The following is a 25,775-nucleotide window of genomic DNA, read 5'->3' as shown; positions in this document are numbered from 1 at the left end:
GAAAAATTCTCACTACTGGATCTTTCCAATAGTGAGGATTTTTTAATGTATAATTCTTATATCTGACTTTGGTAGAAACATGGTGGCTGCCAATATTCCATTCCGCAAAGTTTTCATCCCTGATGCCTCTCTAACGAAGTCGTCCCCAGTAAGCCTTCCTGTGAATAAACTTAGCAATAACGGATAGTACTCCCGGACTTCAAAAAATGCATCCTCGTCAATTTCTCTTACATTTATAAAATCCAGTCCTGGCTCTACAACCAAACCCATTTTATTTACTCGGTCAAGAACTTTTTCAAAATCATTATTCATAGGAAAATAGACAAGAGGAACTTCATATCGCAAGTCCGCTAATGATTTCCTTATGTAATTTAAGCCATTCCCGCTAACTTTTATCTGAAGACCTGCAATCGTTCCTGCTGTAGCTTGACTACCTGCAACTAATGCGCATTCACCTCCATCGTTTATCCATATGACATCTCTTTGTGGATCTGACGGGCTATATTTTCTTGGATATCTTCTTTTTGTTGAATGTAGCCCAATACCAATGGCTTTAAACGAATCAGCAAATCTTTGCGTGGTTCGATTCTTTCTTGCTTTAGAAAGCCATGCGCGATTTAGTTGTGTGTTATCGGTACAATTCCTTACGATAACTGCTTCAGCAACTTTTCCAAGTAAACGCATTGCTCCAATCTTTGGATTTTTTTGCAATACTTCTGCAAAGACCGCCCGATTTCTTCTGCAAAGACCGCCCGATTTTCCTCAAAATGGATAGAACCTGTTTCGTCAATAAGGATTGAAAGAAGTCTCTGTGCCGGATTCAGCAAGATTGTTGTCCGCTTATTGGGAAGGTATAGTTGATCTCCAATATGTGCATCGCCATCAACGATATCAATAGCTAATTTTCCCTTGATATTTAAGACTTTGGGTTCTGCAACAAGTTGTCTCGAATACAAAGGATCATCTGAGACATATATTTCATCGTCGTAGATTGGGATTTCGATGTCAGGTGAGTTAAGAATTTCGGCTCCAAAGCATTCTGGATAATACACGTTTTCTATGGCACCCTCTGGATACTCAGATACATCTTGCTGAAAAGATATATTGTTTCCACACTCCGGACATGAACAATCAGCATAGAACCTATAATTTATTCGTGTCCCCATAGGGGCATTTTCATAACCTTCATCGCGCTCTATTTCATCTGTACTTATAAAGAACTCACATCCACAATTTTCACAGCGGATTAGAACGTCTTGTGATATTTGTGATCCATGTGTTTCAAAATCAAATGCCATAATTTGAGTATCACTCCTCTATGAAATGCCAAGTCTAACCGACACCCCTCTTCAAAGCCGACACCCCTTGGCGTCAAGCGACACCCCTGAGAAGGCTATCGTTAATTTGTATTGAAGTGGTAAACTAAAACTGGACACAGAGGGGGTAGAAAATGGACACTGCTTGCGGTATTCTGTGCACAGGATAACAAGCAGTGGACAGCTTATCTCCCGATGTAGGCAGGAGGTTATCACATGAAGTACACCAAGGCGCAACGGCTCATCATAGGCCGCCGGATTTATGACGGTGAACTCACAAGGTATGAAGCAGCGGAAGAATACGAGATCAGCGAGCAGACCGCACGCGATTATATGCGGCTGTACCGCGATGTCAACCATATCCCGCCGCGAAAGGGAACCAAGCGTATTTGCGGGCTTGCCAAAACAAAATCCGCACCGACTCCAACAGGGCTGGAAGATCTCCAATCCATGACGAAAGAAGAACTGATCGATGCTCTTGCGATGGCAAAGATTACAGAGGCACGCTTAAAAAAAGGCTATCTGGTGGAAGGAGTTGGTGCACACAAGACGTTCATTCCTATCGGCAGGAAGAGTACCAAGTAGTCATGGAACTTTCCGGTCAATTCCCCGTCCAGCTGCTCTGCAAAAGAATCGACATCCCGCGCAGCAGCTTCTACCATTGGAAAAAGAGTGTGCAACATCTGTCTCAGCAGAAAAAACGGCTTGTGCAGAGCATTGCATTGTTTCAGGAATACCATAACCGTTTTCCCTCCCACGGCTACCGCTGGCTGAATGCCAAAATCCGGCTAGATAAGGGAATCCTCTTTTCCGATCCTTATGCCCATAAATGCTGCAAGATTGCAGGGATCAAGAGTGTTTCCAAACACTACAGGTACAAGAAGCTAGGAGATCCATTGAGAACCTATCCGAACCTGCTGCTCGCAGGAGTACGCATCAAAGGTCCGATGGAGTGCGTGGTGAGTGATATGGCCGCCTTTTATGTGAAGGGCACATACTACGAGCTCACGCTATACATGGATCTGTGGAATGACGAACTCATAGCTCACGCACTTTCATCCAGGCGCGGCGACCGCATGACCTATCTCGACGGCTTGCAGGATGTGCTTGCATTCAAGAAACAGTATCTGGAACAGAAACTTATTCTGCACAGCGATCAAGGTTCTGTCTATGCATCCAAGAGCTACAACGAACTCTTGCCCATGTACAACATTACAAGGTCAATGTCCAGAGCCGGCACACCAACCGACAATGCTGCTATGGAGTCTATCAACGGCTGGATCAAGACCGAACTCTTTACGGATTTCCATATTACCTCACCGGAGAACGTCCCGGAACAGGTATCCGATTACATACGATTCTTTAACGAAGAACGCCCAGCATACACGCTTGGATACCTTACGCCGAAGCAGTATCGGGAACGGTTTGCGCCCAAGCGAGAACATGATGTCCAGACCATCGCAGGTAACGTCTGAAAGGTTGCTATCGGTATTCTGAGTACCGTATCTTCGATGGAGCTGTATGATATTCAAGATTCCGTGGATAATTTTTAAATTTTTGTGTCCAGTTTTTGTTGACTAGTGCAGATGAGGATAAAGCACCCTTACGGGAATATGAGTTTCCATGCGCCAAGGCGCAAAAAACTCACCGCTTTACCATCATCCGGCCATTTGGTAGCTCGTTTCGGCTCCGTTGCTCGGTATGTTGGTCGATATGTTCAGACTGCCGGCCTCATGGTCAAGGCGCGCCGTCCTGCATATTTGAATTTCGCCAGCTTGTGGCAGTGGGGACACTTGAGTTCCAGTTCCACATTGCCTCTGGCATCAATGTCCGCCGCTCGCCTTCCGCAAACGGGGCATCTGAGCCGCTCCATGCTTACATAACTTCGTCCTACATTCGGTTGGCAGTCCAATCCGCATCCTCCTAACTAAGCCAATTGGCAAAATAAAATGTTTAATTGATGTTCAATTATAATTATAGAGAAAGTGTATTAGTTTGTCAAGGACAAATTACAGAAAATTTTCCGGCCAGTAAAATCAAGGCTTCTGCGTATCGAGATAAGATTATCCCTTTAATATCAAGGAACTAAGAGCGTAAAAGGGCAAGGACCCATGTCTGTTCTGCTTCCAAAATTGCAAGTCTTGTTTTGATGGCATTTCACGGCACTTGAAAATTTTTGTGAAGGAAATGTTGACATTTTTGTTTTAAGTATGTATAATTATCTGTCACAGACAGGGAGATTTCTTCCACTTACATTATCAGGCACGGAAGGAGTATTTTTCATGAGCGGTTTGGGTGAAAAACTCAAGAAATTGCGCGGGGCGCGGCATTTGTCGCAGCAGGAGGTCGCCGATGCCATCCGTGTTACCCGCGGCACATATCTGTCCTATGAAAGCGGCCAGCGCCATCCGCGTAACCGCAAAGGCTACGCGAAATTGGCGAAATTCTTTGACGTTGACGTGGAGTATCTCTACAGCAACGATGAGATTTTCCTGGATGCCGCCGCAGATGCGTATGGCAGCCGCGGTCGGCGGCAAGCCGCCGCTTTGGTGGAAAACGTCAAAGGAATGTTCGCCGGCGGCGATATTTCCGAGGACGATAAGGATGCCGTCATGCAGGCGATTCAAGCGGCGTATTGGGAAGCCAAGAAAGAGGCAAAGAAATACACACTTAAGAAATATCTTTGATTTCAGGAGGACATATGATGAATGCAAACGTGCTTCATCAGAAGGCAAGGCAACTCGTCAATTTAGGCGGCAGCACATGGAATATGGTCAAGTTCGCCCAGCGGCTCGGAATCAAAGTGAATTTCTACCCAGGATTCGGCAATGTGCTGGGCGTGTACACTTACCAAGTGAGGCAAAGGTTTATTCTTCTCAATGACCAATTGCACGGCGCGCTCCTCCGAACGGTGGTGGCGCATGAGGTGGGACACGACACGCTACATCGGGAGATAGCGGCTTCCAAGGGCTTTAACGAAATGGGCAGAATGTTCAACATGAAAAATCAAACGGAAAACGAGGCCAACATCATCGCAATCCACATTTTGATTTCCGACGAAGATGTGCTCGAGGCCTATGAAAATGGCTATACGACCTACAAGATGGGCGGCCTTTTCGGTGTAGACCACAATTTGGTGCTTATAAAGATGCAGGAAATGAACCGCATGGGAGCGAATTTGTATATCCCCGATTCGGCTGATGCTTGCTTCTTCAAGCACTTATCCTGTGAGCCGGGTTATGACGAGTGGGATTGCTGACGGGAGGCATCATGGAAATCGAACGGCAATTCCTCATAGACACGCTCCCTCCTTTGCCTACAGAATACGACGCTATCCGTCAAGGCTATGTGTCCCTCCTACCGGAGATACGCATCCGGCAGACCGGGGATGGCAAGTTCACGCTGACGGTAAAACGTGGAGCGGGCTTGGTGCGCGAGGAATGGGAGACGGAAATTTCCCAGCAGGAATTTGAGAGCCTTGCTCAGCGGCTCATGCCCAGTACGCGCATGATAGAAAAACGCCGTTACCGCTTGCCGCTCCCGGACGGGCGCACGGCAGAAATTCATGTCCACGAGAAACATCTTGCAGGATTTTCTTATGCCGAGGTCAATTTGATAATGTTGACGATGCCGCCGATTTCAAACCGTCGTCTTGGTTCGGACGGGAAGTCACGGAGGACGAGCGGTTCTCTTATGGGACTTTGGCTCGGGAAGACGGCTTGGAAACTGTACGGCGGATTTTGGGAAAATAATCACAAATTATTTTGTAGGAATGAAGGAAATTTAATTTTTGTGTAGAATTATATAGAGTTATAATAAGGTATATGTCGTGTGCTTTTGCGATCAAAATTGAAACAAAGTGGCGTTTTGAGATTGAAGTTGTGAATTGATATGAGCGAGAACACTGATTTTCAACCGGGAAAACTAAATATTGCCCCTGCCAGATATACATCGGAGTGGATTCGCTTTGATTTCACAAACCCCAAGGACTTCATGCGAACGATTCCGGCATATGTTGCAATAGGTGACGCAACTATAACCGGAAAAACATGGGCGAAGATTTTGGCGGCGGTTGTTGAGCATGAAATCAATGCCAAAAATCCGGCACTTGCCGTTTTGTACAAAAGGCCGTTATCATCATCGAATAACGGTAAACCGTTTTTCTTAAAAAACAAAATCAAAAAATTGAATTGCGCCAGATTGTCAAATAACTACTGGATAAATGTAAATCGGGACATCCCGGCGTTGATGAAAATTATTTTGTCATTTTGCTTATATTGCGGTTATTCTGAAGAGCAAATTGTCATATACGGCATCAAAAAAGATAAATCCCGCGAGGCAATCAATGGCAATGCTATCGCCGTCGATAAGGGAAATACTCAAAATTCACTTGATGAGGCGATTCGTCTCCGTGCGGAAGATGTCGTATTGCAATCCGAACTCAAGGGCATTTCGGTCACCGATTTGGCTCGTACCCTTTCTTCGTCAGAGTGGAATGTGGCCAAAATAGTCCGTGCGTCCACAAAAATCGTTTCCATAGGCGACCGCCTGATTCACGAGGATTCTTTTTCCGAATGGGAAGAAGGCGCGCGCCAAATGGATGACATTTTAACGAAACTTATGGCGAAGAATGCCGGTTATGTGTCCTGTAGCCAGCTGTATGAATATGCGCGCGCAGAAATGGACTTATTTCTCCATGAAAATGACATGGCCGACCAGCGCAAGATTTTTGATATAGCCGAGCATTTATTTGATAAAAAAGGCTATCAGGGAAAACATTACACCTTTTGCAATAAAACGCATATTTCCCAAAATCAAGAAAAGATTGCTTCAAAACTTGATATAATGAAAAAATACGCCCATGACCATCAGGGTTTCTTTCGTCAAGAGGATTTGGGAAATTACCTGCAAGGGCTGGGGATACAAACCGCTTCCTTGCGGCAACAAATGAAGGTTTATGACGAGCCGATTTTCCTTTTGTATGAGCCGGGCGTATTTATTACGAAGGACAGCATGGGCATCGATGAGGAATGGCTGCAAAAAACGAGCGGCGCTTTCCGAAAACTCTTTGACGACTCCGGCGACCATGTGGTGTTTCGGGATATTGACTCCTATTGGTATACGCTGTTGCCGGAACTCCCAAACGGCAAGGAGTGGACTTTGCTCCTCTTGCAAAGCGTATTGATGCACTATGGCGGCGATATTGACGCAAAGGTAATTCGTGCATCAGTCAATCAACGCTTGGATACGTTGGGGGCTATGGTGGCGAGCATAAGCAGCGAAATCCAAACCTTTGCCGACGCTGTTATTTCCGTGATATTGGACGACGGCATCGACGAGCGACGGTTTGAATCGGAGGAGCTTCGGCAGCTTTTGGTAAAGCGCGGTCTAATCGCCGGAAGCGAACTTATTTGGAATATGCCCAAGGTTCTCCCAAATGATGAACATTTCGTTTGGGATGCCGAGGGGAAATATGTTGCTTTGAGAATTTAAATTTTGATGGACGGAGGATTGAAAATCCGTGTATGGTTATGAATGGACAAAGGAATACGGTATCTTCCGTCTGACGATAGATGCGAAAATCATCAAGGAGATAAGGCCGGTCTTTCATGAAGAGCTTGATTTCTTTGGCATGGATGAATTTTGGGATTACCCCAAAGATACGGACGCCCCGCTTCTTTGGGCGGAGGGGATTCGACGTTATGTCATGAACGGCGTTCCCGTGGCGGAGGCCGTGGGCGGCGGTTTTTACACCAAGCCTACTGTCAACAGGCTGACGGAGGAAAGACTTAAGCTTCAGCCGGTGGACGTGAAGCTGCTTTACGAGGTCAACAGCTCCCTGATGATTAGCTTGGAACAAAAGGCCATTGGTTTTATCCAAAGCCAATACGAGAAATACAAGCAAAAAGGCTATGCTTTCGTATGCGCTTTTTCCGGCGGCAAGGATTCCCTTGTCCTTTTGGATTTGTGCGCCAAAGCCTTGGCTCCCAACGATTTTTACGTGATATTTTCCAATACTGGCATGGAGCTTTCCGACACGTTAAAGGCCGTGGAAAAAGCCAAAGAACTTTATCCCGAACTTCGTTTTGCCGAGGCCAAGTGCCACATGGAGCCGGATGAGACGTGGGATGAATTCGGGCCTCCCGGCAGACGCATGAGATGGTGTTGCTCCGTGCATAAATCTGTGCCGACGATAATAAAACTGAGGGAAATTACCGGCAGAAATGATGTTAAGGCGGTAGTTTTTGATGGCGTAAGAGCGGAGGAAAGCGCACGAAGGGCAAAATATGATGAGATTAGCGAAGGTGCTAAGAATATAAGTCAAATCAATGTAAGTCCTATTCATAAATGGAATACATCTGAAATTTACTGCTATCTTTTATTTAATAATGTGCTTCTTAATTCCGCATATCGAATTGGAATGTTTCGAGTGGGTTGTAAAGTTTGCCCCCTTTCTTCTGAATGGTGGGACAGTATTGCAAACCTGCATTATAATAACGAAATTAGTAATCTTCTATCCTTGGTTGAGGCATATGCTAAAAGGACGAAACCCGAAACGGAATTCAAAAAATATATCGAAAGCGGCGGATGGAAAGCGCGAATGGGAGGTCGCGGTTTGCCAAATGGCGGCAATCGCGTGATAGAACAAATTAGGGATAATAAATTTACACTACGAATAAAATCTCCCGTTCAAAATTGGCTATCTGTAGCCCCAATTTTAGGGACTATAACGGAACAAAGCAAAAAAAAAGGTATCCAAAAAATAAGCGATCGTAATTATACATATAATATAAGGGAATCTGATGGGAATGTACAAATAACATATCAACCGTTCTCAAATATGGATAGATTCTGCGTAAGTCATCTCAGAGGAATTGCGTATAAAGTGGCTTTTTGTAAGGGTTGCAAAGCCTGTGTCATTCAATGCCCCACTGGGGCATTTACTATACAAGCGGACAGAAAAATTTTCATCCGTGAATCAATGTGTGTACATTGTTCAAACTGCCTGACATTTTCAGAAAAAAGCTGTCTAATTGCGAAATCTCTAAGCACGACAAATTTAGGAGGTATAAGCGTGAATATGAAAGGATTGAATCCTTATCAGCATTTTGGATTCAGGCAGGCATTTCTTGAACACTTTTTTGATACTGGCATGGATTGCTTCTCTCAAAATGTTTTGGGAAATCGTCAGTACGATGCTCTCAAGGTTTGGCTTAAAGAGAGCAAAATCATCGAATCTGATAAGAATCGTGCGCTTTCTATATCTGCCCTCGGCGAAAAAATCATGCAAATGGGTCCCTACAATCCTTTTTCTTGGGCAATTATTTGGGCAAACCTTGCATATAATTCCACCATTTGCAATTGGTATTGCCTAAATGCAGAAATAGGCGCAACTTACGAAAAAGGCGACCTTGTGGTGATGCTTGGAGAAAGTGCTTCAAAATCCAGCAGAGAAAACGCCGTTACCGCTTTATCAGAGACATTGCGGATGTCACCGATTGGTACAGCACTCAAACAGGGGATGCCTATTGAATTGAGCAAAAATACATTTTCTTACCTTCGCGCCGGTTGGGACTATCCCCATGCCGTAGCTCTCCTCTATGCGCTTTACCTATACGCCGAACATACCAATCGCAAGAGCTTCACATTCTCGGAACTTGCCAACGCCCACAACAACCCGGACGCTACGGGGATTTCCCCCCACGACATTTACGGCATTGACGTGAACGCCTTCCGTGAGCAGGTGCAGGGGTTGGCTACTCAATTTCCCAAATATATCCGAGTGTCCTTTGTGGCCAATTTGGACAATATCGTATTGGAAGATTTTTCGTCTTTGGACGTGCTGGACTTGGCCGAGGAAGACTAGGAGGTAGCATTATGCCTGTGACGAAATACAGCAACTATCTGGAAATCAATCCGGCTTTCGAGTCCGTGGTGGATATCGATGCCGACAAGCGTAATCCCGAGCTTTGGCGCGAGTATATCGTTGGCGACGATATGATGAACCTGATGGAGTTTATGTGCCGATCTTTGGGCAATGAAGCTCCCGATGCCCGTCGCTCATTTTGGATTAACGGCTCCTACGGCACGGGCAAAAGCTACGCAGCTATTTTGGTGAAGCATCTCTTTGACGAAAAGCCCGATGTGGTGGACACCTTCTTGAAAAAGAGCCGCTTGTCCCAGTTCAAAAACCGTTTTATGAAATGCCGGGCGAACGGCGATTATCTGGTGGTTTGGAAAACCGGCTGCACGGGCATCCGCTCCGGCGACATGATGCTGATTGAAGCGGAAAAAGCAATCCGCGATGCCTTGGAACAAAACTACGGCGATAATGCCGAGCTTGGCGGGGAGTCTTTGCTGACCTCCGTGAAAAACAAGCTGGACGACCCTACGATAAATTGGGATATGATGATTTCCACCACGGTTCTGGGCAATACCTATGCGTCCGTGGATTCTTTGCGCGCAAAAGTCGATGCCGGCGATTTGACGGCGGTGCAAGAAGTGGCGCGTGTACTCCGTCAAAAGAATATGGGACTCATCAACAATCTGGAAACCTTCCAGAATTGGGTGGCGGAAATCATCGAAGCCAACGGCCTAGCCAAAAGCGGCATCATTTTTATTTGGGATGAATTTACGGAGTATGTAGCTTATTCCGATGACCATACGGTGGTGCAGCAACTTTCCGAGTTTACCAAAGTAAAACCTTTTTTTGCTTTCTTTATCGTGCATAAATCAGCCGATCTTGTATCCCGCGTGGGCGGCGAGGCAAATTATCAGCTCATTGCCCATCGCTTCCACGAAGTCGAATTTCACCTGACGGCAGATGCCGCTCTGGATTTGATTGCCGGTTCCATCAACACGCACACAGGCATGGAAGAGCATTGGAAAGAGGCTCGCAAGCAGGTGGTCAAGGAAATCATGCCCTCTTTGGCGGACATGAGCGGTCTTGACGATAAATTGGCTAACATGATTAATGCGCTCTGTCCCATGCACCCCATGACCATTCGGTTGCTTTCCCGTGTGGCTGAAAATTATGCCGCCGCCGAGCGTACCATGTTCCGTTTTATGAAGGATACCGCCAACGAGGATATTGGCTTTGTGGGATATATCAATCACTACGGCCCGGATGATGAGGCTCGTTGGCTGACTCCCGATTGGCTGTGGGATTATTTCTTTACCCGTAACAGCGACTTCCATGACAAGGACGTTAAAGTGGCGGAATACATTCGCCACTACGAAGATAGCCGGCATATGGTGGAAAATGACGAAAACGCCCATCGTTTGTTTAAAATCGTCATGTTGCTTTTGGCTGTCATGTCCTCCGTCAAAGGAATCTACAGCGGAAGCCGCGACCATGGAGGGATAGTCGCCACGGCGGATTGCGCGGCTCTTTGCCTTGCCGGTGTAATGGACAAGGCGAAAGTCAAGGATCTTCTGCAAACTTTTGAAGACAGCAAGATATTGGTTCTTGATACGGCGGCAAACGGCACAGTCCAGCTACAGCTTCCCTTCAAGAATGACGGCGGCACATTCCAAATGCACTATGATATCCTTGACAAGAGATACACCCGATATCAAATGTTCTCCAAGGATGGCATTTTCGCTAAGGAATTTGAAAAAGTGGCATGGGATGCCAATGACGCAACCTTAAAACGTATGAAGATTTGTGTTTGCTGTGCGGAGACGAATTCCATAAAGAACCGTTTGGACGAGATAGAAAAGGATTTGGATAAGTTTTCCTATAAATTGGGTCTGTTAATCGTTACCGTTCGCGACGATAACCAATACATGGCTATACAAAGCGATTTGGCTAAACGCGCCAATGATGTGGATAAAAGGATTACGATTGCCCTCCTAAAAAATCCCCTGACAGACGATACCCGTAAGAAATGGCTTAATGCCCTTACAAAACAGGAAATGGCAAAGGAAAGCGGTCAGACAGGGGCGGCTTCGCAAGCGGAGATGGAGGCGGCTTCCGTTATAACCACTTGGGTTCAGCCTGCTGTGAACGGGAGCAAGATTATGGCTTGGAATGGCGATACCGTTTGGAACAACCAATACGGAATGCCCCAGCTCAGAAAAACGATTCAGCTGAATGTGAGAGACAAGCTCTTCCCTTACGGCCCGGAATCCATTGTCATGACGAATACGGCATATAAGCCTTGCAATGATTCTGCGCCCTTGGCGGGAATCCAGCGGACAACCAATAGCTCCCAGTTAAAGGGTGTTCTGACAGGATTGGGCAATATGCTGTCCGTCACCGACATTAATGAGATGGCAGAGCTTAAAGGGAGTATTGCCGCTGATGCCATCGGAAGGCTTGCCACGATTGTCAAAGAGAAATTCGAATCCGGCCAGAGGGTCAATCTTTCCGACTTATGGCAGGAACTTATGATGCCGCCTTTCGGGTATTATGACACGATTGCTTGCGGCGTCCTTTTGGGATATGTTTTTGCCGGATATAAAGACAGCGAATACAGCTGGACGGACAATACCCAAGCCACCCATGTTTTGGGAGAATCAACCCTCAAAAAACTGGTATATGAAACCGTCAAAGGCAAAATGACCACAGATTATCTTTCTTCCGGCAGCCAAACTTTCCAGCTGTTTAGAAAATATGGAAAGGGCATAATGGACTTTACGGATGTGCAAGTGGCAAACGAGATGGAATGCTGGCACAATATGCGCGAAGCCGTCACCAAGAGCGGTGCGCCTTTTTGGACTTTGAAATATTTGCCCCAATCTGCCTACGGCAGCGACGAGGCTTGGCATACAGCGGCAGATATTGTCCAAGAGATGCAAAAGTTTATCGCCCAAGACAAAGACCATGAGAACATCATGGGAAGCGTCAATCAACTTTTTAAGGGACAGGCGAAAATTCGTCCGGTGCTAACCAAGGCTTTTCAGGACAAGCATTTGCTTAGCGAGGCGTTCCGCTCGTTCATTTTCGATGCCTCTCCCAACTTAAGGGAGATTGCTGAAAAACTCACCATCCAGCCGGAAGAACTAAGCGACAAATTGCATCTTGTCATGCAGGATGCGATTTACACTTGGACGGAGGAACAAGTCAAGGATAAGCTGGCATCCGTTGTTAATGAATACCGCTATCTTGACACATTAAATGACGCTATGGGGAAAGTATATCATAGCGTTGATGATGCCCAAAAAGACCTTCGCAATCTCTTCCGCATGGTTCGTATTCCCCTGTCTATAATAAGCAAAATGAACAAACCTTGGTTTCCTGCGCTTGATGCCATGCATAAAGTCTATACCGGGAAATGGGTTCATCTTTCTGCCGAGGAACGAAATAGTGACGCGATAGAACTGTCGTCGAACGGGAAAACGGCTATGGATTTCCTTAAAGCTGCCAAACCGATTTTAGCCGAATTGATAGAAGCTCAAGGTTTGGAATGTTCCCAGCAGGAAATTGATGCCGTTTATGCCGGGCTTAAGGACATGACCGTTGACATATCCGAGGCGCAATTTGAAAAGGAACTCAAATCACAAATCAATCAAATAAGCCATGCCAGAAATCGTATCATCTTGCAGGAAAATTGGCACTCCAAAACCGGATGCGATACGGTACGGGAATGGTGTTCAAGCCACAATGTTCCGCTTATGTGGATTGTAGCCAAGGAGCATAGAAAGGCTATTTCCACTCTTATTGACGTTCAGCGGAATCAGCAGACGCTTAATCGCGATGTGGAAACCGCTAATGCGGTTTTGAAAGCGATGGAGCAAAGCACTCTAACGGATGACAATGTGATTTTTGAAAAAATGCTTCACCTCGTTGGCGCAGAATACGAAGGCATCTTCAGAGAAGAAAAAGACCGTGTCATGAACAGCGCAAAAATGAAAATGGGCAATGACATGAGCACTTGGGATGCCTTCGATTTAAACATACTTCTGCAAATTTTGAAAAAAGAGCAGCAGGAGAAGTCGAAGCGCGAGAAACTTAGCGTTACGAAAAATCATGTAAAATCAATGGATGAAAGTCAGCTTAGGCTTAAAGTGCAATCATTCCTGGATATGCACCCCGAATATTGCGATGATTTTAAGATGTAGGAGGCGAGAGCGTTGACTGTAGAGCAGGTTATAAACACCCTGCAGCTTGAGCAGGAACAAAATCAGCAGCACAGGTTTTGCTGCCGTGCAATCATGGTGAAAAATATCGCCCAATATAGCGATTTGCTTGCTCGTCTCCGTAAGCTTCCTCATGCCGAGGTTGTGCCGTCATCGTATTTGTTTGATGGGGATGACATTCTTCCTTCATACGAAAATCTTATTTCGCCGATTCATTACGGGAAATGGTTGATTCTGCCGGGGGTAAGCGAATATTTGCGCTTCTTTGGCGACGATGAAGTTCAGTCTCGTCGCTTTGATAAATTGTGGAATAATAATTGGCCTTCAACCCAAAGGGGCAGAATCATCATTCCCCTTTGGGGATGCAGCGGAGAATGGCATGATAAATCTCTGCATTTTATGGACAAAATAGAGAGAACGGATGAAGTATTCTTTGATTGCGTAAATGATAGTGACGAAGAACAGAAACTAAATATTGATATTCTTTCTGTCGCTTTTAGAAATTACAAGCCTCAACTGATTGGCTTCGGCAAGGTGGTTATTGACGGCTTGCGCTCATGGTATGATTACTGGACTAACCCGCCGGCAAATATGTCGGAATATGTGTTGATTACGGGGAGAATAGATTTTATTCGCCGAATCAATGGCAATATTTCTGTACGAACAGTCAAAGATATGCTGTCTTTTATGCAAACAAATATGCACGGCGGCAATACGCTGACGGAAGAATACTGCCCGAAGGAAGCTCAAGAATGTCTTTTTGAAAAAGCTCCGCATGGAAGTTCTGTTGATGAATCCATTTCTTCTTGCTTGAATGTAGAGAAATTCTCGGCATTCGATGTGATGGGCAAATGGAATGCATTTTCACGGGGTCAGAAACAATTGGTAAGGCTTTGGTATAACCTGCATCCCGATGATAGCTATATTTGCTTTTGCCTGTCAAAATCAAAAAATATTATGGATGTCGAGAGCAATATCTTACATCGCATATTCGATGTCAATAAAACACATCCCGCTTGGATATCAGAAAGCCAAACATTGATTCATCTCATGAAGATAGAAAAAGATGATGACTATTTTGCCGCTGTGGCTAAGTTGCCAACTCTCGAAGAACAGCTTTCATACTTATCGAGTGATAACGCAAGGGACAAGGCGTTTATAGTAAATATTGCCGGCAATTTAATCCGTGAGCAGAAAAACATCCCGGATTTGTTTACGCATTTCGAATCCATATATCCCGAATTATGCGCATATCTAAACGAAACATCGTACAATGAAGATTTAAAGAGATATATGTATCTTTATAAGGGATACAAATTATCAAACACTCTTCCCAAGGATGACCAAATTTACTTTGGAAACATACAAATAGATGACTATGATTCTCGATATTCCGCCATACATAATGCGTTGAACGAGCAATCGATAGTGCTTTGGATTGATGCATTGGGCATCGAATGGCTACCGCTTTTATGCTGGTCTTTAAACCGCATTAATTGCGGGAAGATAGTGGACATAACCATCACGCAGGCAAATCTCCCTACCGAAACAAAATTTAATAAGCAATGGGAACAAATGAGCGTTCCTTTCGATAAGACGCTTAATAGGTTGGATATACTCGCACATAATGGGGTCATAGATGATGCCAATTATTACTCATGTGTGGAGCAACAGATAGAATTTGTCTCAGAAAAGATAAGCAAAAAAGTAATGTCCTTGCTAAAAGATTACCGCCGTATAATAATTACCGGGGATCATGGAACAAGCAGACTGGCTGCGCGTATTTTCCACAAAAGAGACGGCATCAAAGCAAATAATGTAACGCCCATGTCCCACGGTCGTTACGGATTAACCAAAATCGACACCTATCAAATGCAATTGCCTGAAACGCAGATTCCCGCCAAAGACGATGCGGGAAACTCGTATATTGTCTTCAGGAACTATGATCACTTCAAATTCAGTGGTCGCGCTGCGGGAGCAGATGACGATAATGCCACATACGGGGAAATTCATGGCGGAGCAACGCCAGAAGAAGCCCTCGTTCCTGTTGTGATTTTTGATAGTACTGAAACATTGCCACTTTCAGCCAATTGGGGTGAAAATCCTGTAAAAATATTTATGCGAAAGGCAAGATGTCGTATATGTTTCAATCAGCCGGTCAATGATTTACAGGCGAAGGCAGGAGCAATCGATGCCCTTGTGAGTGCGACTAGCAACAAAAAAGAGTGGATGATGGAATTCAAAGACATCAAAAGCGGGATGCATCATGTGTCGATAGTCGCCGATGGAAAAATTGTAGGCGTTGAGGACTTGGTTATAAAATCAGCATTATCAAATGATGATGGTGACTTGCCATGAGCAGAAAAGTTCTCTGCATTGATTGCGGAAAAAGGCTGCGGAAAGACGAAATCGCCCTTTCCCAAAAGCTTATAGATGTTGATACGATGGAATTTTATTGTTTGGATTGCCTTGCGGACTATATCGGTTGCACCATCGATGATCTTAGAGACAAAATACAGGAATTTAAAGAACAAGGCTGTGTTTTGTTCCTTTGATAAGGGGGATTTTTGTGCTTGAAGATAAAATAAGGGAAGTCTTCGTAGATATGGTGGTTCTAAAGAACCCTGAGCGAAGTGAATACTTTTCCAATCTTAGCATTCCTTCCTATATGCGGGATTGGTTGGTTATGAAATTTTCGGACGAAGATGGCATCATCGATTATGATAGCGTTGGCCGTTATATCAAGCGTTACATCCCCGGCAAAGAAGATTTCGAGCAATATAAATTTCAAATGGTTAATGGTGAAACCGTGCAATTTTTAGCGCGGGTGAGAGTGACCGTTGATGTAAAATCAGGCCACACGATATTTGAGTTGCCCGACTTTGGCGGAGCCAGAGGCGGAGCAGCTGGCATTGTGGCGTATGATGTTGCGGACAAGTGGAAGGATACCCTGCTTAAAGAAAGCGAAAATTGGGGTATTTTAAGTTTGTCTTGGCTCATGCAGGGTACGGAAAAAAATCCTAAAGGCACTATCACAATGGTCAATTATAAACCGTTTTGCCCGTATTCGGTTGACCTTGATTTTTATCGGGAAGCCAGAAAAAATTTTGACATTCATGAGTGGATTGATGTGATAATTAGCGCTGTGGATTACAATCCCGACAGCTATATTGATGAGCATGGTGAAGCGGACGAAACGACGAAATTATTCTTTTTGCGCAGGCTTTTGCCCTTTGTCGAAAAAAGGATAAACTTGATAGAACTCGCTCCGAAGGGAACCGGCAAAAGCTATGTATTTGAGAAAATCAGCAAACGCGGTTGGCTCATCAGCGGCGGTACCGTATCCAGAGCCTCGCTCATATATGATAATGCAAAAAAAATGGGCGGTCTGCTTACAAGATTCGACTATGTCGGTTTTGATGAAGTCCAATCCATTACATTTGACCAACCGGGTCAAATTCAGCAGGCCATGAAGCACTATATGGAAGAAGGCGAGATTAAGGGATTTGATGCCATGATAAGGGCGCACGCCGGTGTGATAGTGCTTGGAAACATCAATGCAGAGCGATTTGATGTAAACAAAAATATGGTGGAACATATAAGCACCGTCTTTGGCGAATCGGCAACGCTTGACAGATTTCACGGCTTTATCCCCGGCTGGAGGATTCCGGCTTTTAGCACAGGTATGATTTGCAAAGGATGGGCAATTAACACTGAATATTTCGCTGAAGTGATGCATTCGTTGCGAGAGGACATCAGTTATGCAGCAATAGTGAACGAAATGATTGTCGCACCGCCTAAGGCATACAAACGTCACATGACTGCCATCAAACGAATGACGACCGCATTTCTAAAATTGCTTTTCCCCCATGTGAGAAGCTCAGATGATATATCACCTGATGATTTTTGGAAGTATTGCTTGAAGCCCGCCATTGAGATGCGAAGTGATATTTATAAGCAGTTATGTATCATTGACCCAAAGGAATACACGCAGGCCGACAAGTTAATGCCCAATTTATCCTGTAAAGGGATGGAATTATGATTTATGCCGATAACGCTGCCACAACTAAACTTGATACAGATGCCTTCGAAGCCATGAAGCCTTTTCTGCTTGGAGAGTATGGTAACGCATCCGGGATATATTCTTTTTCTCGTGTTCCCAAAAGAGCCTTGAAGGATGCTCGTGAGATAATCGCTCAATGCATCCATGCCAGTCCAGAGGAAATATATTTTACTTCTGGCGGCACTGAGAGCGATAATTGGGCTGTCAAAATTATTGCAGGTTCAGACGAAAAAAAAAGAACCGTTATAACGTCTGCCATTGAACACCATGCTATCCTTAATTCCTGCAGGGTGATGGAAGGCAGAGGTTACTCGGTGGTATATATGACGCCGGATAAAGATGGAATTATTGCATCGGAAATTCTTAAACGTCATATAACCGATACGGTGTCCTTAGTTACAGTCATGTCGGCAAATAATGAACTTGGCACAATTCAGCCCATTCGAGAACTTTCCAATCTTGCTCATGAACATGATGCCGTTTTTCATACCGATGCCGTTCAAGCTATCGGGCATATTGATATCAATGTCGATGAGATGGGCATCGATATGCTTTCAGCCTCGGCTCACAAATTCAACGGACCTAAAGGAGTAGGATTTCTTTATATTCGAAAGGGGACAAATGTATCTCCCTATTTGGATGGTGGCTCACAGGAAAGTGGATTGCGGGCGGGAACAGAAAATGTTCCTGGTATAGTGGGTATGGCGGTTGCTCTCAAATCAAATATCGAAAATCTAAAAACGAACCGTGATTATGTGAGAAAATTAGAACGGCACCTTCTGGAAAAATTGAGTGACTTTAATGTATCATATGTCCGCAACGGAGGAGAAAATACTCTTCCGGGACTTATCAGCCTTTCGTTTGACGGGCGAGACGGAGAAGCCATCCTTCATAGATTGGACTTAATGGGAATTAGCATTGCTACCGGCTCAGCTTGTAATAGCCATAGCAAAGAAATATCTCATGTATTGAAGGCAATTAATCTGCCGGAATCGCTTGCCAAGGGAACGGTGCGTATTTCTCTTGGCAAAAATAATACAGAGCAAGATGTGGATGCAATCGCAGATGGATTAAAAAAAATACTTTTCCATAATCGAAATTGAGAACCCTGCAAACGGTGGGGTTTCAAAATCCGATACTCTACAAACGGCAGGCAATTTTCGATGCAACCCCTGCTGGTTTTTGAGCGGCAAAATTCTGCCGTACTTCTCCAAATCGTCCTCTAAGCCGCAATCCTCAGATTAGTCAAATCCTCGAAGTCCCTTATATCAAGGGCTTTCGAGGATTTTTCTTTGCCGTTTGCTTGTATCAAATAAGCTATCCTTTTGTCCAGCACGACGTCGTCTGCCTGCACATCCACAAGGTCGCACATCAAGTCCGTGATATGGCGGGGTGTCAGAATGATGCCGAGTGTCTGGCCATCGCCGCCGGAATAGCTCATGAACTCGCCGTAGAAACGTCCGATGAAGTCCTCGGATGTTTTTTGGTATTTGATGTTTTTGAATACGTGCTCGTAAAGAAATTCCGTGTAATACTTCAGTGGGGTCTTGCCAAGCACATCGTTGGTTTCATTTAACCGGAAGCTCGTCTGAAGGATGGAAAACTCCGACAATAGTTTGTCCTTCTTTGCATCAGGCCCGACGTTGGAGCGGGTCAGCCTCGTTCGGATGGCGTTCATCAGCTTGTCCCCGTCTCGGTTTCCGGGCAGTTGGTCGCCCGTCAGGGAATCCATGCGGAATCCGCCGTAGTCGATTTCGTCCAATGCGAGCAGAATGCCAGCCACGACAAGTGGCTTGTCCTGATCTTTCAGCGTGCCGTATGTGCGCAGGTATTCATGCAGGGTTGCGGCATCCTTTAGAATCTGCTCGGTCGTCTTTTCGATATCGGTTGCTTCTTCGAGTACATAGCGTGTGTAATACTCCTGAATGTTGCTCGGTGAGAATGATACGAAAGACTCTATGTCCGGCAAGCGTTTGTAGCCTTCGCGGTCATCCACCCATAGAGGCGTGATGGCGTGGTGCTTTTCATCCCCGGACACACCCAGTGCGAATACTTTTTTGAATGCGCTGTTCTGCGCGATGTGCTTGCCATAAAAGTATGCGCTATTCACACCATAGTCGGTGATGGATTTCGTGTCCGTGGCGATGACGCCGCTGTCGGTCAGATGGATTTGCTTGTCTAGTGACGCTTTGTCCTCAATGACGAGAACGAAATCTCGGACAACAGCCACGTACTCAGGATAACCAGCGTTGCCTGTGCCACGTTTCGATGCCGTTTTCAGAGCCTCGTTCAACTCTTTGATATTGCTTCCCTGTGCGTCGAATGAAATCTTGCACGCTTCAAGCTGCTTTGCCACCCAAAGGTCTGTGTTCGCTTCTTTCTTCGCCATATATGTTATTGCCCCCTCCGTATCTCAATAAATTCATTATAAGAAGAAAGCAGATCCTTTTCAAGGAAACACGGAATCTATCCTGGATCCTTCCATATTGTTTTTTGATTGTTTTTTGACGAAATAAGCAAGTGGTGTCATAATGGAACGTGTAATCAGGAAAAGGGGCTTAGCCGAAAGAATTGCAGCAGAGGAGAAAGAGGCGTTTTCATGCAGACGTATAACATTGCAGTCATCGCAGGCGATGGCATTGGCCCGGAGGTCATTGGCGAGGGGAAAAGGGTGCTTGAGCAGGTCGCCGCACTCGACGGCAGCTTTCGATTTGTGTTCACGGATTTTCCATGGGGGTGTGAGTACTACCTAAAGACGGGGGAGATGATGGAGGCGGACGCGCTCGAAAAGCTCCGTGCGTTCGATGCGATCTACCTCGGCGCGGTTGGCTACCCCGGCGTGCCGGACCACGTCTCGCTGGGCGACCTCCTGCTAAAGATTCGCCGCGGCTTTGACGAGTACATCAACTTGCGTCCCGTGAAGCTGCTCGCCGGCGCGCCGTGCCCGCTCGCGGGCGTGCGCCGCGGGGATATCGATATGGTGGTCGTCCGCGAGAACAGCGAGGGCGAGTACGCCAATGTCGGCGCAAGACTGTTTCCCGGCACCAAGGAGGAGGTTGCGCTGCAGACGGGCGTATTCTCGCGCAAGGGCTGCGAGCGTGTCATGCGCTACGCCTATGAGCTTGCAAAACGCGAGGGGAGGACGCTGACCTCCATCTCGAAGGGCAATGCGCTCGGCTATTCGATGGTATTCTGGGATGCGATCTTCGAGGAGCTGGGGCACGAATATCCAGAGGTCGAGACGCACAAGCTCCTCGTCGATGCGGCGAGCATGTTCTTCGTGAAAGACCCGGCACGCTTTGAGGTCGTCGTGACGAGCAATCTATTCGGTGATATCCTGACCGATCTCGGCGCGGCGATCGCGGGCGGCATGGGGCTTGCAGCGGGGGCGAACCTCAACCCCGAAAAGAAGTTCCCCTCGATGTTCGAGCCGATCCACGGCAGCGCGCCGGACATTGCAGGAAAGGGACTCGCCAATCCCTTGGCCGCGATCTGGTCGGCAAGCCAGATGCTCGAATTCTTCGGGCAGGAGGCCTGGGCGAAGAAGGTCATTGCGGCGATCGAGACGCTGCTCACGGAGAAGAAGACGCTGACGCCAGACCTCGGCGGCAAGGCAAACACGCAGGAAGTCGGCTCGGCCGTCTGCGCGGTCCTGCCGCGCGTCTAATACGGCAAAGAAAACGCTTCTGCGGCATGGCATGCATGCTCAGCAGAGGCGCTTTATTGTGCGTTTCGCGCGGTTTATATGGAGGGGCTTGCTTCTTCTGCTACCGCGAATCCTGCCGCGCGAAAAAATGTTCGATAGGCTTCTGCCTTTTTCGCAAGGGGCATCGGATAGGCGCGCGAGGTGGACGGCAGGCGCGTGACGAGGAGCGTGCGATCCCCGCAGCGCGCGGGCACGGTCTCGCCCGTCTTGACGTCCTTCCCCTTCTTCTCCGCCGTGAGCAGCGCAAAGAGAATTTCAGTTGCCTTGCCGCCTGTCGTGCAGATGCGGCGGCACTGCGGAATCTCACGCAGGATTTCGGGCAGCTCCACGGTCTCCACGACCTGCAGAAAGGCGTCGGATGCGTTGCCGTGTGTGCGGATGGCGCGGCGCACGCCGGGGCATGAGCCGATGCCGCGTTCCGTGAGGAACGCCTTGATGCGCGCTGCGTCAAACATCTTCTCTCCCGGCACTTGGAAATGCGTTGCATCGCCGAAGAACACGAGCCCGTAGACCCGCCACATATCGTTCTGGAAGTTCGGGTAGTGGAACGCCATCGCGCGTTTTTCTTTCATTGGGGGGAAGCTTCCCATCATCAGCACGGTCGCATTTGGTGGCAGGAATGGCGGAAAGGGGCGAAGTTCGATTTCCGGTGTGTCCGTCTTTGTTTTCTTTTTTTTGGCTTTGTTGTTCAACATGTTTCTCGTTTTCCATGATCGTTTCAAATGGCATGGCGAGACAAAGGCAAGAGACTTAGGCGCTCAGCCCTGCCAGCAATATGGGAATCGAAACGCCCTCCAACCGCCTCGGAAGGGCGTTTCCTGTACGTCATGCTTCTGCTGTTTGCCGTGCACATTATAACACGGCTCAATCATGGGATGCAATTTTTGGACACGAACTCGTACCGATCAGAGAATTGTCGAAGGGCGTGAATTTAATTTGACATTTTGCCCTTTTCGTAGTATATTACATAATATATTTTAGCACTCTTTGTGAAGGAGTGCTAAAAAATAGGAAGAAGGAAAGGCAGACGAGACATGGCAAAAGAGACACATGAATTTCAAGCGGAGACCCGCCAGCTTTTGGATCTGATGATCCATTCGATTTATACGAACCACGAGATTTTTTTGCGTGAGCTCATTTCGAACGCGTCGGACGCGATCGACAAGCTTCATTTCGAAGGACTGACGAATCGCGACATTCTGGAAGGCGACGAGAATTACGAGATTTTCCTCGTGCCGGACAAGGAGAGCCGCACGCTGACGATTTCCGATAACGGCATCGGCATGACGCGCGAAGAAGTCATCGAGAATATCGGCACGATTGCAAAGTCGGGCACGAAGGCATTCCTCGAAGAGCTCAAGAAAGCGAAGGAGTCGAATGAGGACGTCACGGACAAGGACATGATCGGTCAGTTCGGCGTCGGCTTCTATTCGGCATTCATGGTTGCGGAGAAGGTCACGGTCGTGACGCGCAAGGCGGGCGAAAGCCAAGCGTACAAGTGGGAATCGACGGCAGACGGCTCGTTCACGATCGAGGAATGCGAGAAGGAGAAGCGCGGCACGTCGATTACGCTGACGCTCGCGAAAGACTATGCGGGCGAAGGCGAGGACGACTACACGGATCCTTACACAGTCGAGCGGCTCGTCAAGAAGTACAGCGACTACGTCCGCTATCCGATCAAGATGAATTTTATGTTCGAGGAGACACCGAAGGACGCGGACGGCAAAGAGATCGAAGGTGCGGAAAAGGTGAAGCGCACGGAGCTTCGCACGCTGAATTCGATGCAGCCGCTTTGGACGCGGAGCAAAAGCGACATCAAGGAAGACGAGTACAACGAGTTCTTCAAGCACCAGTTCCATGAGTGGGAGAACCCGATGGAAATCTTTCACACGAAGGTCGAGGGCACGATCGAGTACACGGCACTGCTCGCCATCCCTGCGCACGCGCCGTTCAACCTCTACCAGACGGACTACGAGCCGGGACTGCAGCTCTACAGCCGCCACGTCTTCATCATGGATAAGTGCAAGGATCTTTTGCCGGACTACCTGCGCTTCATGAAAGGACTCGTCGATTCCCCGGATCTCTCACTCAATATCTCGCGCGAGCTCTTGCAGCAGAGCCGCGAATTAAAGACCATCGGCCGCGCGCTCGAAAAGAATATCCTAAAGAGCCTTGCAAAGAAGCTCAAGAACAGCCGCGAGGACTATGAGAAGTTTTGGAACGAGTTCGGCAAGTCACTGAAGATCGGCGTCTACAACAGCATGTATTCTGGCGGTGATACGATCGACAAGCTCAAAGACCTGCTTCTCTTCACGAGCTCGAAGGAAGGAAAGCTCGTGTCGCTCAAGGAATACACAGAGCGAATGCCCGAGAGCCAGAAGAAGATCTATTATGCGACGGCGCACGACAAGGAGACGATCGAGCAGCTTCCACAGATGGAGACGCTGCGCGACAAGGGCATCGAAGTGCTCTACCTGCTCGATCCCGTCGACGAGTTTGCGATTGAGACGCTGCGCGAGTATGACGGCAAGCCATTCCATTCCATCAGCCGCGGCGACCTCGGACTCGACGATGCAGAGAGCGAGGAAGTGCGCAAGGAAGCGGAGCATATCCAGAAGGAAAATGACGATTTCATCAAGGACGTCAAGGAAGCGCTCGGCGGCAAGGTCGCCGACGTCAAGGTTTCCGCCCGTTTGAAGTCGAGCGCGGTCTGCCTCGTCGCGGATGAAGCCGGCCCGTCGCTCTCGATGGAGCAGACCTTCGCCGACATGAACAATCCGATGTTCAAGGCGAAGCGTATTCTTGAGCTCAATCCGCACCATGCACTCTTTGAGAAGCTCAAAGAACTCCATGCGGCGGGCAAGGATTCGGCGGACTTCAAGGAATACTGTGACCTTCTCTACACGCAGGCACTCCTCATCGAAGGGATCCTGCCCGAAAATCCCGTCGAGTTTGCGAACAAACTCGCAAAGCTTATGGCAAAGTAAAGGAGAGAAAAAGGAGCCGTGGACAAAACGCGAAGGCATTTTGTCCACGGCCCTTTTTGATTGCATGGTGCGACAGGAGGGATTCGAACCCCCGACCCACGGCTTAGAAGGCCGTTGCTCTATCCAACTGAGCTACTGACGCAAAATGGTCGGGATGACAGGATTTGAACCTGCGACATCCTGCTCCCAAAGCAGGCGCGCTGCCAAACTGCGCTACATCCCGACATACCATAGTAGTATACAAGTTTCGTCCCCGAATGTCAAACGATTAATAGCGATTCCTGCGTGCGAGAGCACGAATGACTTTCGCTCCGGTATTGTGGATTTTGCGCAGCGGAGCAACATGTGTTTTGACCTTTGGCCGTATGTCCTTGGCGGATCCGAAATCGCCGCGCTTCAGAAGTGTCGTTTTGATTTTGTCTGGCTTGAAGAATTCGCGGAGCGTGCTTGCAATATTGTCGGGCTGTGCGTTCTTTTGGCAGAGGAATATATCCATGGCGACGTATTTGAGCGCGGTGTATACGTGCATCGTGATATGCCCTTCGCGAAAAAGAATCATGGCTGCGTAATGATCCTCGCTGATTTTTTCGACGGAACTCGTGATGAGTGTCGATTCAATCTTCCCCAGAATCTCCTGCAGGGATTCCTTGATCATCGTGAGGTCTTGCAGGCGGCTGTTTTTGCAGTTGAAAAGGTCAGCCGTGAGATGGCGGGCTAGAATCTTCATTCGCTATGCTCCTTTGAATAGTTCTTATTTTCATTATAAGGGATAAAATACAATGGAGTCAAATCAAGCAGCGGGACGCTTTTTCTTGGAACGGACCCCGAGAATGATGAAGCAAGCGCCTGCTGCGATGAAGACGAGCAGGCTTGTCGTTTGGGCGCTCGTGAAGAGACTGAGCACTTTTTCCGTATAATCGCCGCGCAGGAATTCGAGACCGAAACGAACGAGGCTGTAGAGCATGGCGTAGAGTGCAAAACACTGTCCTTTTGCGTGTCTTGTCGTGCGGAACATCAGGAGAAGCGCGAATATGACGAGGTCGAGCTGCCCTTCCCAAACCTCGGCAGGCCAAAGCGGCTGCTCGCCGTAGACGCGGTGGGCGAGCGTCGTTGCCGGATAGAGTATGCCGAAGCTTGTGCCTGTCGGCGCGCCGAACGCGTCGCCGTTAAGAAGATTGGCGCAGCGGCCGAGCGACTGGCCAAGCACAATTGCCGGCGCGAGTACGTCCATGAGGTGGATGGTGTCGAGCTTGTGCTTGCGGCAGTAGAGAATGCCAGCGAGGACGCCGGCAACGACGCCGCCCTGTATCGCCATGCCGCCCTGCCAAACGTTCAATAGTTCCGTCAGATGGTCATGGTAGTATTCCCAGTCGAAGAAGAATACGTCCCAAAGACGCGCGCCGAGGAGTCCTGCAATGCCGCAGCAGATGCCGAGGTCGGGAAGGTGCTTTTCATATCCCTTTCGGTCTGCCTTTGCGAGAAAGCAGCCGACGCCTGTCGCGAGAATGATGGAGAGGCAAAGCACGAGTCCGTAGGTACGAATGGGGAAATTGCCGATATGAAACAGGTACTGGTGCATGATATATGTTACATCCTTTCAAGCGCTATGTCCTCTCGTA

Annotated in this window: 20 protein-coding genes and 2 tRNA genes; 14 read left to right on the top strand and 8 right to left on the bottom strand. The window is 47.5% G+C overall.

The window, feature by feature from the left end:
- Window positions 1-42: 42 nt before the first annotated feature.
- Together HMPREF1985_RS11355 and HMPREF1985_RS10865 are read right to left on the bottom strand one after the other, a co-directional pair.
- Window positions 43-684 carry a hypothetical protein gene (locus tag HMPREF1985_RS11355; protein ID WP_155943546.1) on the bottom strand — a complete coding sequence of 214 codons (642 nt, stop codon included), beginning with the start codon at window positions 682-684 and terminating at the stop codon, window positions 43-45.
- On the bottom strand, window positions 645-1,298 hold the full coding sequence (locus tag HMPREF1985_RS10865; protein ID WP_051349093.1) for a hypothetical protein: 654 nt from the start codon (window positions 1,296-1,298) through the stop codon (window positions 645-647). Before HMPREF1985_RS10865 ends, HMPREF1985_RS11355 begins: the two co-directional genes overlap by 40 nt.
- A gap of 234 nt (window positions 1,299-1,532) precedes the next feature.
- On the opposite strand from HMPREF1985_RS10865, the gene HMPREF1985_RS08765 reads away from it, so the two are divergent.
- From HMPREF1985_RS08765 to HMPREF1985_RS08710, 12 genes are all read left to right on the top strand, one after another.
- Window positions 1,533-1,901 (top strand): hypothetical protein, encoded by a 369-nt coding sequence (locus tag HMPREF1985_RS08765; protein WP_021772236.1) that lies wholly within the window; start codon window positions 1,533-1,535, stop codon window positions 1,899-1,901.
- Between the two features lie 2 nt (window positions 1,902-1,903).
- A complete protein-coding gene (locus HMPREF1985_RS08760) occupies window positions 1,904-2,791 on the top strand; it encodes an IS3 family transposase (RefSeq protein ID WP_021772235.1) in 888 nt (295 codons plus the stop codon).
- Window positions 2,792-3,598: 807 nt separating this feature from the next.
- Window positions 3,599-4,003, top strand: a complete 405-nt coding sequence (locus HMPREF1985_RS08755) for a helix-turn-helix transcriptional regulator (protein ID WP_021772234.1) — start codon at window positions 3,599-3,601, stop codon at window positions 4,001-4,003.
- Between the two features lie 14 nt (window positions 4,004-4,017).
- A complete protein-coding gene (locus HMPREF1985_RS08750; RefSeq protein WP_021772233.1) occupies window positions 4,018-4,575 on the top strand; it encodes an ImmA/IrrE family metallo-endopeptidase in 558 nt (185 codons plus the stop codon).
- A gap of 11 nt (window positions 4,576-4,586) precedes the next feature.
- Window positions 4,587-5,114, top strand: coding sequence for a hypothetical protein (locus tag HMPREF1985_RS10860; RefSeq protein WP_021772232.1), 528 nt, complete (start codon window positions 4,587-4,589; stop codon window positions 5,112-5,114).
- A 93-nt stretch (window positions 5,115-5,207) separates the two neighbouring features.
- The gene (locus HMPREF1985_RS08740; RefSeq protein ID WP_021772231.1) at window positions 5,208-6,809 is read left to right on the top strand and encodes a hypothetical protein; all 1,602 of its coding nucleotides are present in this window, start codon (window positions 5,208-5,210) and stop codon (window positions 6,807-6,809) included.
- 28 nt (window positions 6,810-6,837) lie between these two features.
- Window positions 6,838-9,183 (top strand): phosphoadenosine phosphosulfate reductase domain-containing protein, encoded by a 2,346-nt coding sequence (locus HMPREF1985_RS08735; RefSeq protein ID WP_021772230.1) that lies wholly within the window; start codon window positions 6,838-6,840, stop codon window positions 9,181-9,183.
- 11 nt (window positions 9,184-9,194) lie between these two features.
- The gene (locus HMPREF1985_RS08730; protein ID WP_021772229.1) at window positions 9,195-13,382 is read left to right on the top strand and encodes a hypothetical protein; all 4,188 of its coding nucleotides are present in this window, start codon (window positions 9,195-9,197) and stop codon (window positions 13,380-13,382) included.
- A gap of 12 nt (window positions 13,383-13,394) precedes the next feature.
- The gene (pglZ, locus tag HMPREF1985_RS08725) at window positions 13,395-15,758 is read left to right on the top strand and encodes a BREX-4 system phosphatase PglZ (protein ID WP_021772228.1); all 2,364 of its coding nucleotides are present in this window, start codon (window positions 13,395-13,397) and stop codon (window positions 15,756-15,758) included.
- Window positions 15,755-15,955: a hypothetical protein gene (locus tag HMPREF1985_RS08720; RefSeq protein ID WP_021772227.1), complete on the top strand. Its 201-nt coding sequence runs from the start codon at window positions 15,755-15,757 to the stop codon at window positions 15,953-15,955. The genes pglZ and HMPREF1985_RS08720 overlap by 4 nt, the downstream gene beginning before the upstream one ends.
- Window positions 15,956-15,969: 14 nt before the next feature.
- Window positions 15,970-17,442: a BREX system Lon protease-like protein BrxL gene (brxL, locus tag HMPREF1985_RS08715; RefSeq protein ID WP_155943545.1), complete on the top strand. Its 1,473-nt coding sequence runs from the start codon at window positions 15,970-15,972 to the stop codon at window positions 17,440-17,442.
- Window positions 17,439-18,566, top strand: a complete 1,128-nt coding sequence (locus HMPREF1985_RS08710; protein WP_021772225.1) for a cysteine desulfurase family protein — start codon at window positions 17,439-17,441, stop codon at window positions 18,564-18,566. The genes brxL and HMPREF1985_RS08710 overlap by 4 nt, the downstream gene beginning before the upstream one ends.
- Before the next feature lie 119 nt (window positions 18,567-18,685).
- Here HMPREF1985_RS08710 and HMPREF1985_RS08705 read toward each other — a convergent pair whose 3' ends face one another.
- Window positions 18,686-19,852 (bottom strand): hypothetical protein, encoded by a 1,167-nt coding sequence (locus HMPREF1985_RS08705; protein ID WP_021772224.1) that lies wholly within the window; start codon window positions 19,850-19,852, stop codon window positions 18,686-18,688.
- A 210-nt stretch (window positions 19,853-20,062) separates the two neighbouring features.
- Here HMPREF1985_RS08705 and HMPREF1985_RS08700 point away from each other — a divergent pair, with 210 nt between their 5' ends.
- Window positions 20,063-21,130, top strand: coding sequence for a tartrate dehydrogenase (locus HMPREF1985_RS08700; protein WP_021772223.1), 1,068 nt, complete (start codon window positions 20,063-20,065; stop codon window positions 21,128-21,130).
- A 74-nt stretch (window positions 21,131-21,204) separates the two neighbouring features.
- On the opposite strand, the gene HMPREF1985_RS08695 is transcribed toward HMPREF1985_RS08700, so the two are convergent.
- Window positions 21,205-21,864, bottom strand: coding sequence for a hypothetical protein (locus HMPREF1985_RS08695; protein WP_021772222.1), 660 nt, complete (start codon window positions 21,862-21,864; stop codon window positions 21,205-21,207).
- A 339-nt stretch (window positions 21,865-22,203) separates the two neighbouring features.
- On the opposite strand from HMPREF1985_RS08695, the gene htpG reads away from it, so the two are divergent.
- On the top strand, window positions 22,204-24,156 hold the full coding sequence (htpG, locus tag HMPREF1985_RS08690; RefSeq protein WP_021772221.1) for a molecular chaperone HtpG: 1,953 nt from the start codon (window positions 22,204-22,206) through the stop codon (window positions 24,154-24,156).
- Window positions 24,157-24,221: 65 nt separating this feature from the next.
- On the opposite strand, the gene HMPREF1985_RS08685 is transcribed toward htpG, so the two are convergent.
- From HMPREF1985_RS08685 to lgt, 4 genes are all read right to left on the bottom strand, one after another.
- A tRNA-Arg gene (locus HMPREF1985_RS08685) sits at window positions 24,222-24,298 on the bottom strand.
- A 4-nt stretch (window positions 24,299-24,302) separates the two neighbouring features.
- Window positions 24,303-24,379: transfer RNA gene (locus tag HMPREF1985_RS08680), tRNA-Pro, on the bottom strand.
- A gap of 45 nt (window positions 24,380-24,424) precedes the next feature.
- Window positions 24,425-24,883: an adenosylmethionine decarboxylase gene (speD, locus tag HMPREF1985_RS08675; protein WP_021772220.1), complete on the bottom strand. Its 459-nt coding sequence runs from the start codon at window positions 24,881-24,883 to the stop codon at window positions 24,425-24,427.
- 63 nt (window positions 24,884-24,946) lie between these two features.
- Complete coding sequence (lgt, locus tag HMPREF1985_RS08670; RefSeq protein ID WP_021772219.1) at window positions 24,947-25,735, bottom strand: prolipoprotein diacylglyceryl transferase; 789 nt, start codon at window positions 25,733-25,735, stop codon at window positions 24,947-24,949.
- Window positions 25,736-25,775: the final 40 nt, after the last annotated feature.

The organism is Mitsuokella sp. oral taxon 131 str. W9106 (assembly GCF_000469545.1).
In the GTDB taxonomy this organism is placed as follows: Bacteria; Bacillota; Negativicutes; order Selenomonadales; family Selenomonadaceae; genus AWVT01.
This window is presented reverse-complemented; position numbering and strand designations above follow the sequence as displayed.

What these genes read in the sequence shown, in the direction of transcription:
- HMPREF1985_RS08765 (WP_021772236.1), top strand. Translation starts at nt 1,533, where the DNA reads ATGAAGTACACCAAGGCGCAACGGCTCATCATAGGCCGCCGGATTTAT.
- HMPREF1985_RS08760 (WP_021772235.1), top strand. Translation starts at nt 1,904, where the DNA reads ATGGAACTTTCCGGTCAATTCCCCGTCCAGCTGCTCTGCAAAAGAATC.
- HMPREF1985_RS11355 (WP_155943546.1), bottom strand. Translation starts at nt 684, where the DNA reads ATGCGTTTACTTGGAAAAGTTGCTGAAGCAGTTATCGTAAGGAATTGT.
- lgt (WP_021772219.1), bottom strand. Translation starts at nt 25,735, where the DNA reads ATGCACCAGTACCTGTTTCATATCGGCAATTTCCCCATTCGTACCTAC.
- HMPREF1985_RS08695 (WP_021772222.1), bottom strand. Translation starts at nt 21,864, where the DNA reads ATGTTGAACAACAAAGCCAAAAAAAAGAAAACAAAGACGGACACACCG.
- HMPREF1985_RS10860 (WP_021772232.1), top strand. Translation starts at nt 4,587, where the DNA reads ATGGAAATCGAACGGCAATTCCTCATAGACACGCTCCCTCCTTTGCCT.
- speD (WP_021772220.1), bottom strand. Translation starts at nt 24,883, where the DNA reads ATGAAGATTCTAGCCCGCCATCTCACGGCTGACCTTTTCAACTGCAAA.
- HMPREF1985_RS08730 (WP_021772229.1), top strand. Translation starts at nt 9,195, where the DNA reads ATGCCTGTGACGAAATACAGCAACTATCTGGAAATCAATCCGGCTTTC.
- HMPREF1985_RS08740 (WP_021772231.1), top strand. Translation starts at nt 5,208, where the DNA reads ATGAGCGAGAACACTGATTTTCAACCGGGAAAACTAAATATTGCCCCT.
- HMPREF1985_RS08750 (WP_021772233.1), top strand. Translation starts at nt 4,018, where the DNA reads ATGATGAATGCAAACGTGCTTCATCAGAAGGCAAGGCAACTCGTCAAT.
- htpG (WP_021772221.1), top strand. Translation starts at nt 22,204, where the DNA reads ATGGCAAAAGAGACACATGAATTTCAAGCGGAGACCCGCCAGCTTTTG.
- HMPREF1985_RS08700 (WP_021772223.1), top strand. Translation starts at nt 20,063, where the DNA reads ATGCAGACGTATAACATTGCAGTCATCGCAGGCGATGGCATTGGCCCG.
- HMPREF1985_RS08705 (WP_021772224.1), bottom strand. Translation starts at nt 19,852, where the DNA reads ATGGCGAAGAAAGAAGCGAACACAGACCTTTGGGTGGCAAAGCAGCTT.
- HMPREF1985_RS08720 (WP_021772227.1), top strand. Translation starts at nt 15,755, where the DNA reads ATGAGCAGAAAAGTTCTCTGCATTGATTGCGGAAAAAGGCTGCGGAAA.
- HMPREF1985_RS08755 (WP_021772234.1), top strand. Translation starts at nt 3,599, where the DNA reads ATGAGCGGTTTGGGTGAAAAACTCAAGAAATTGCGCGGGGCGCGGCAT.
- HMPREF1985_RS08710 (WP_021772225.1), top strand. Translation starts at nt 17,439, where the DNA reads ATGATTTATGCCGATAACGCTGCCACAACTAAACTTGATACAGATGCC.
- HMPREF1985_RS10865 (WP_051349093.1), bottom strand. Translation starts at nt 1,298, where the DNA reads ATGGCATTTGATTTTGAAACACATGGATCACAAATATCACAAGACGTT.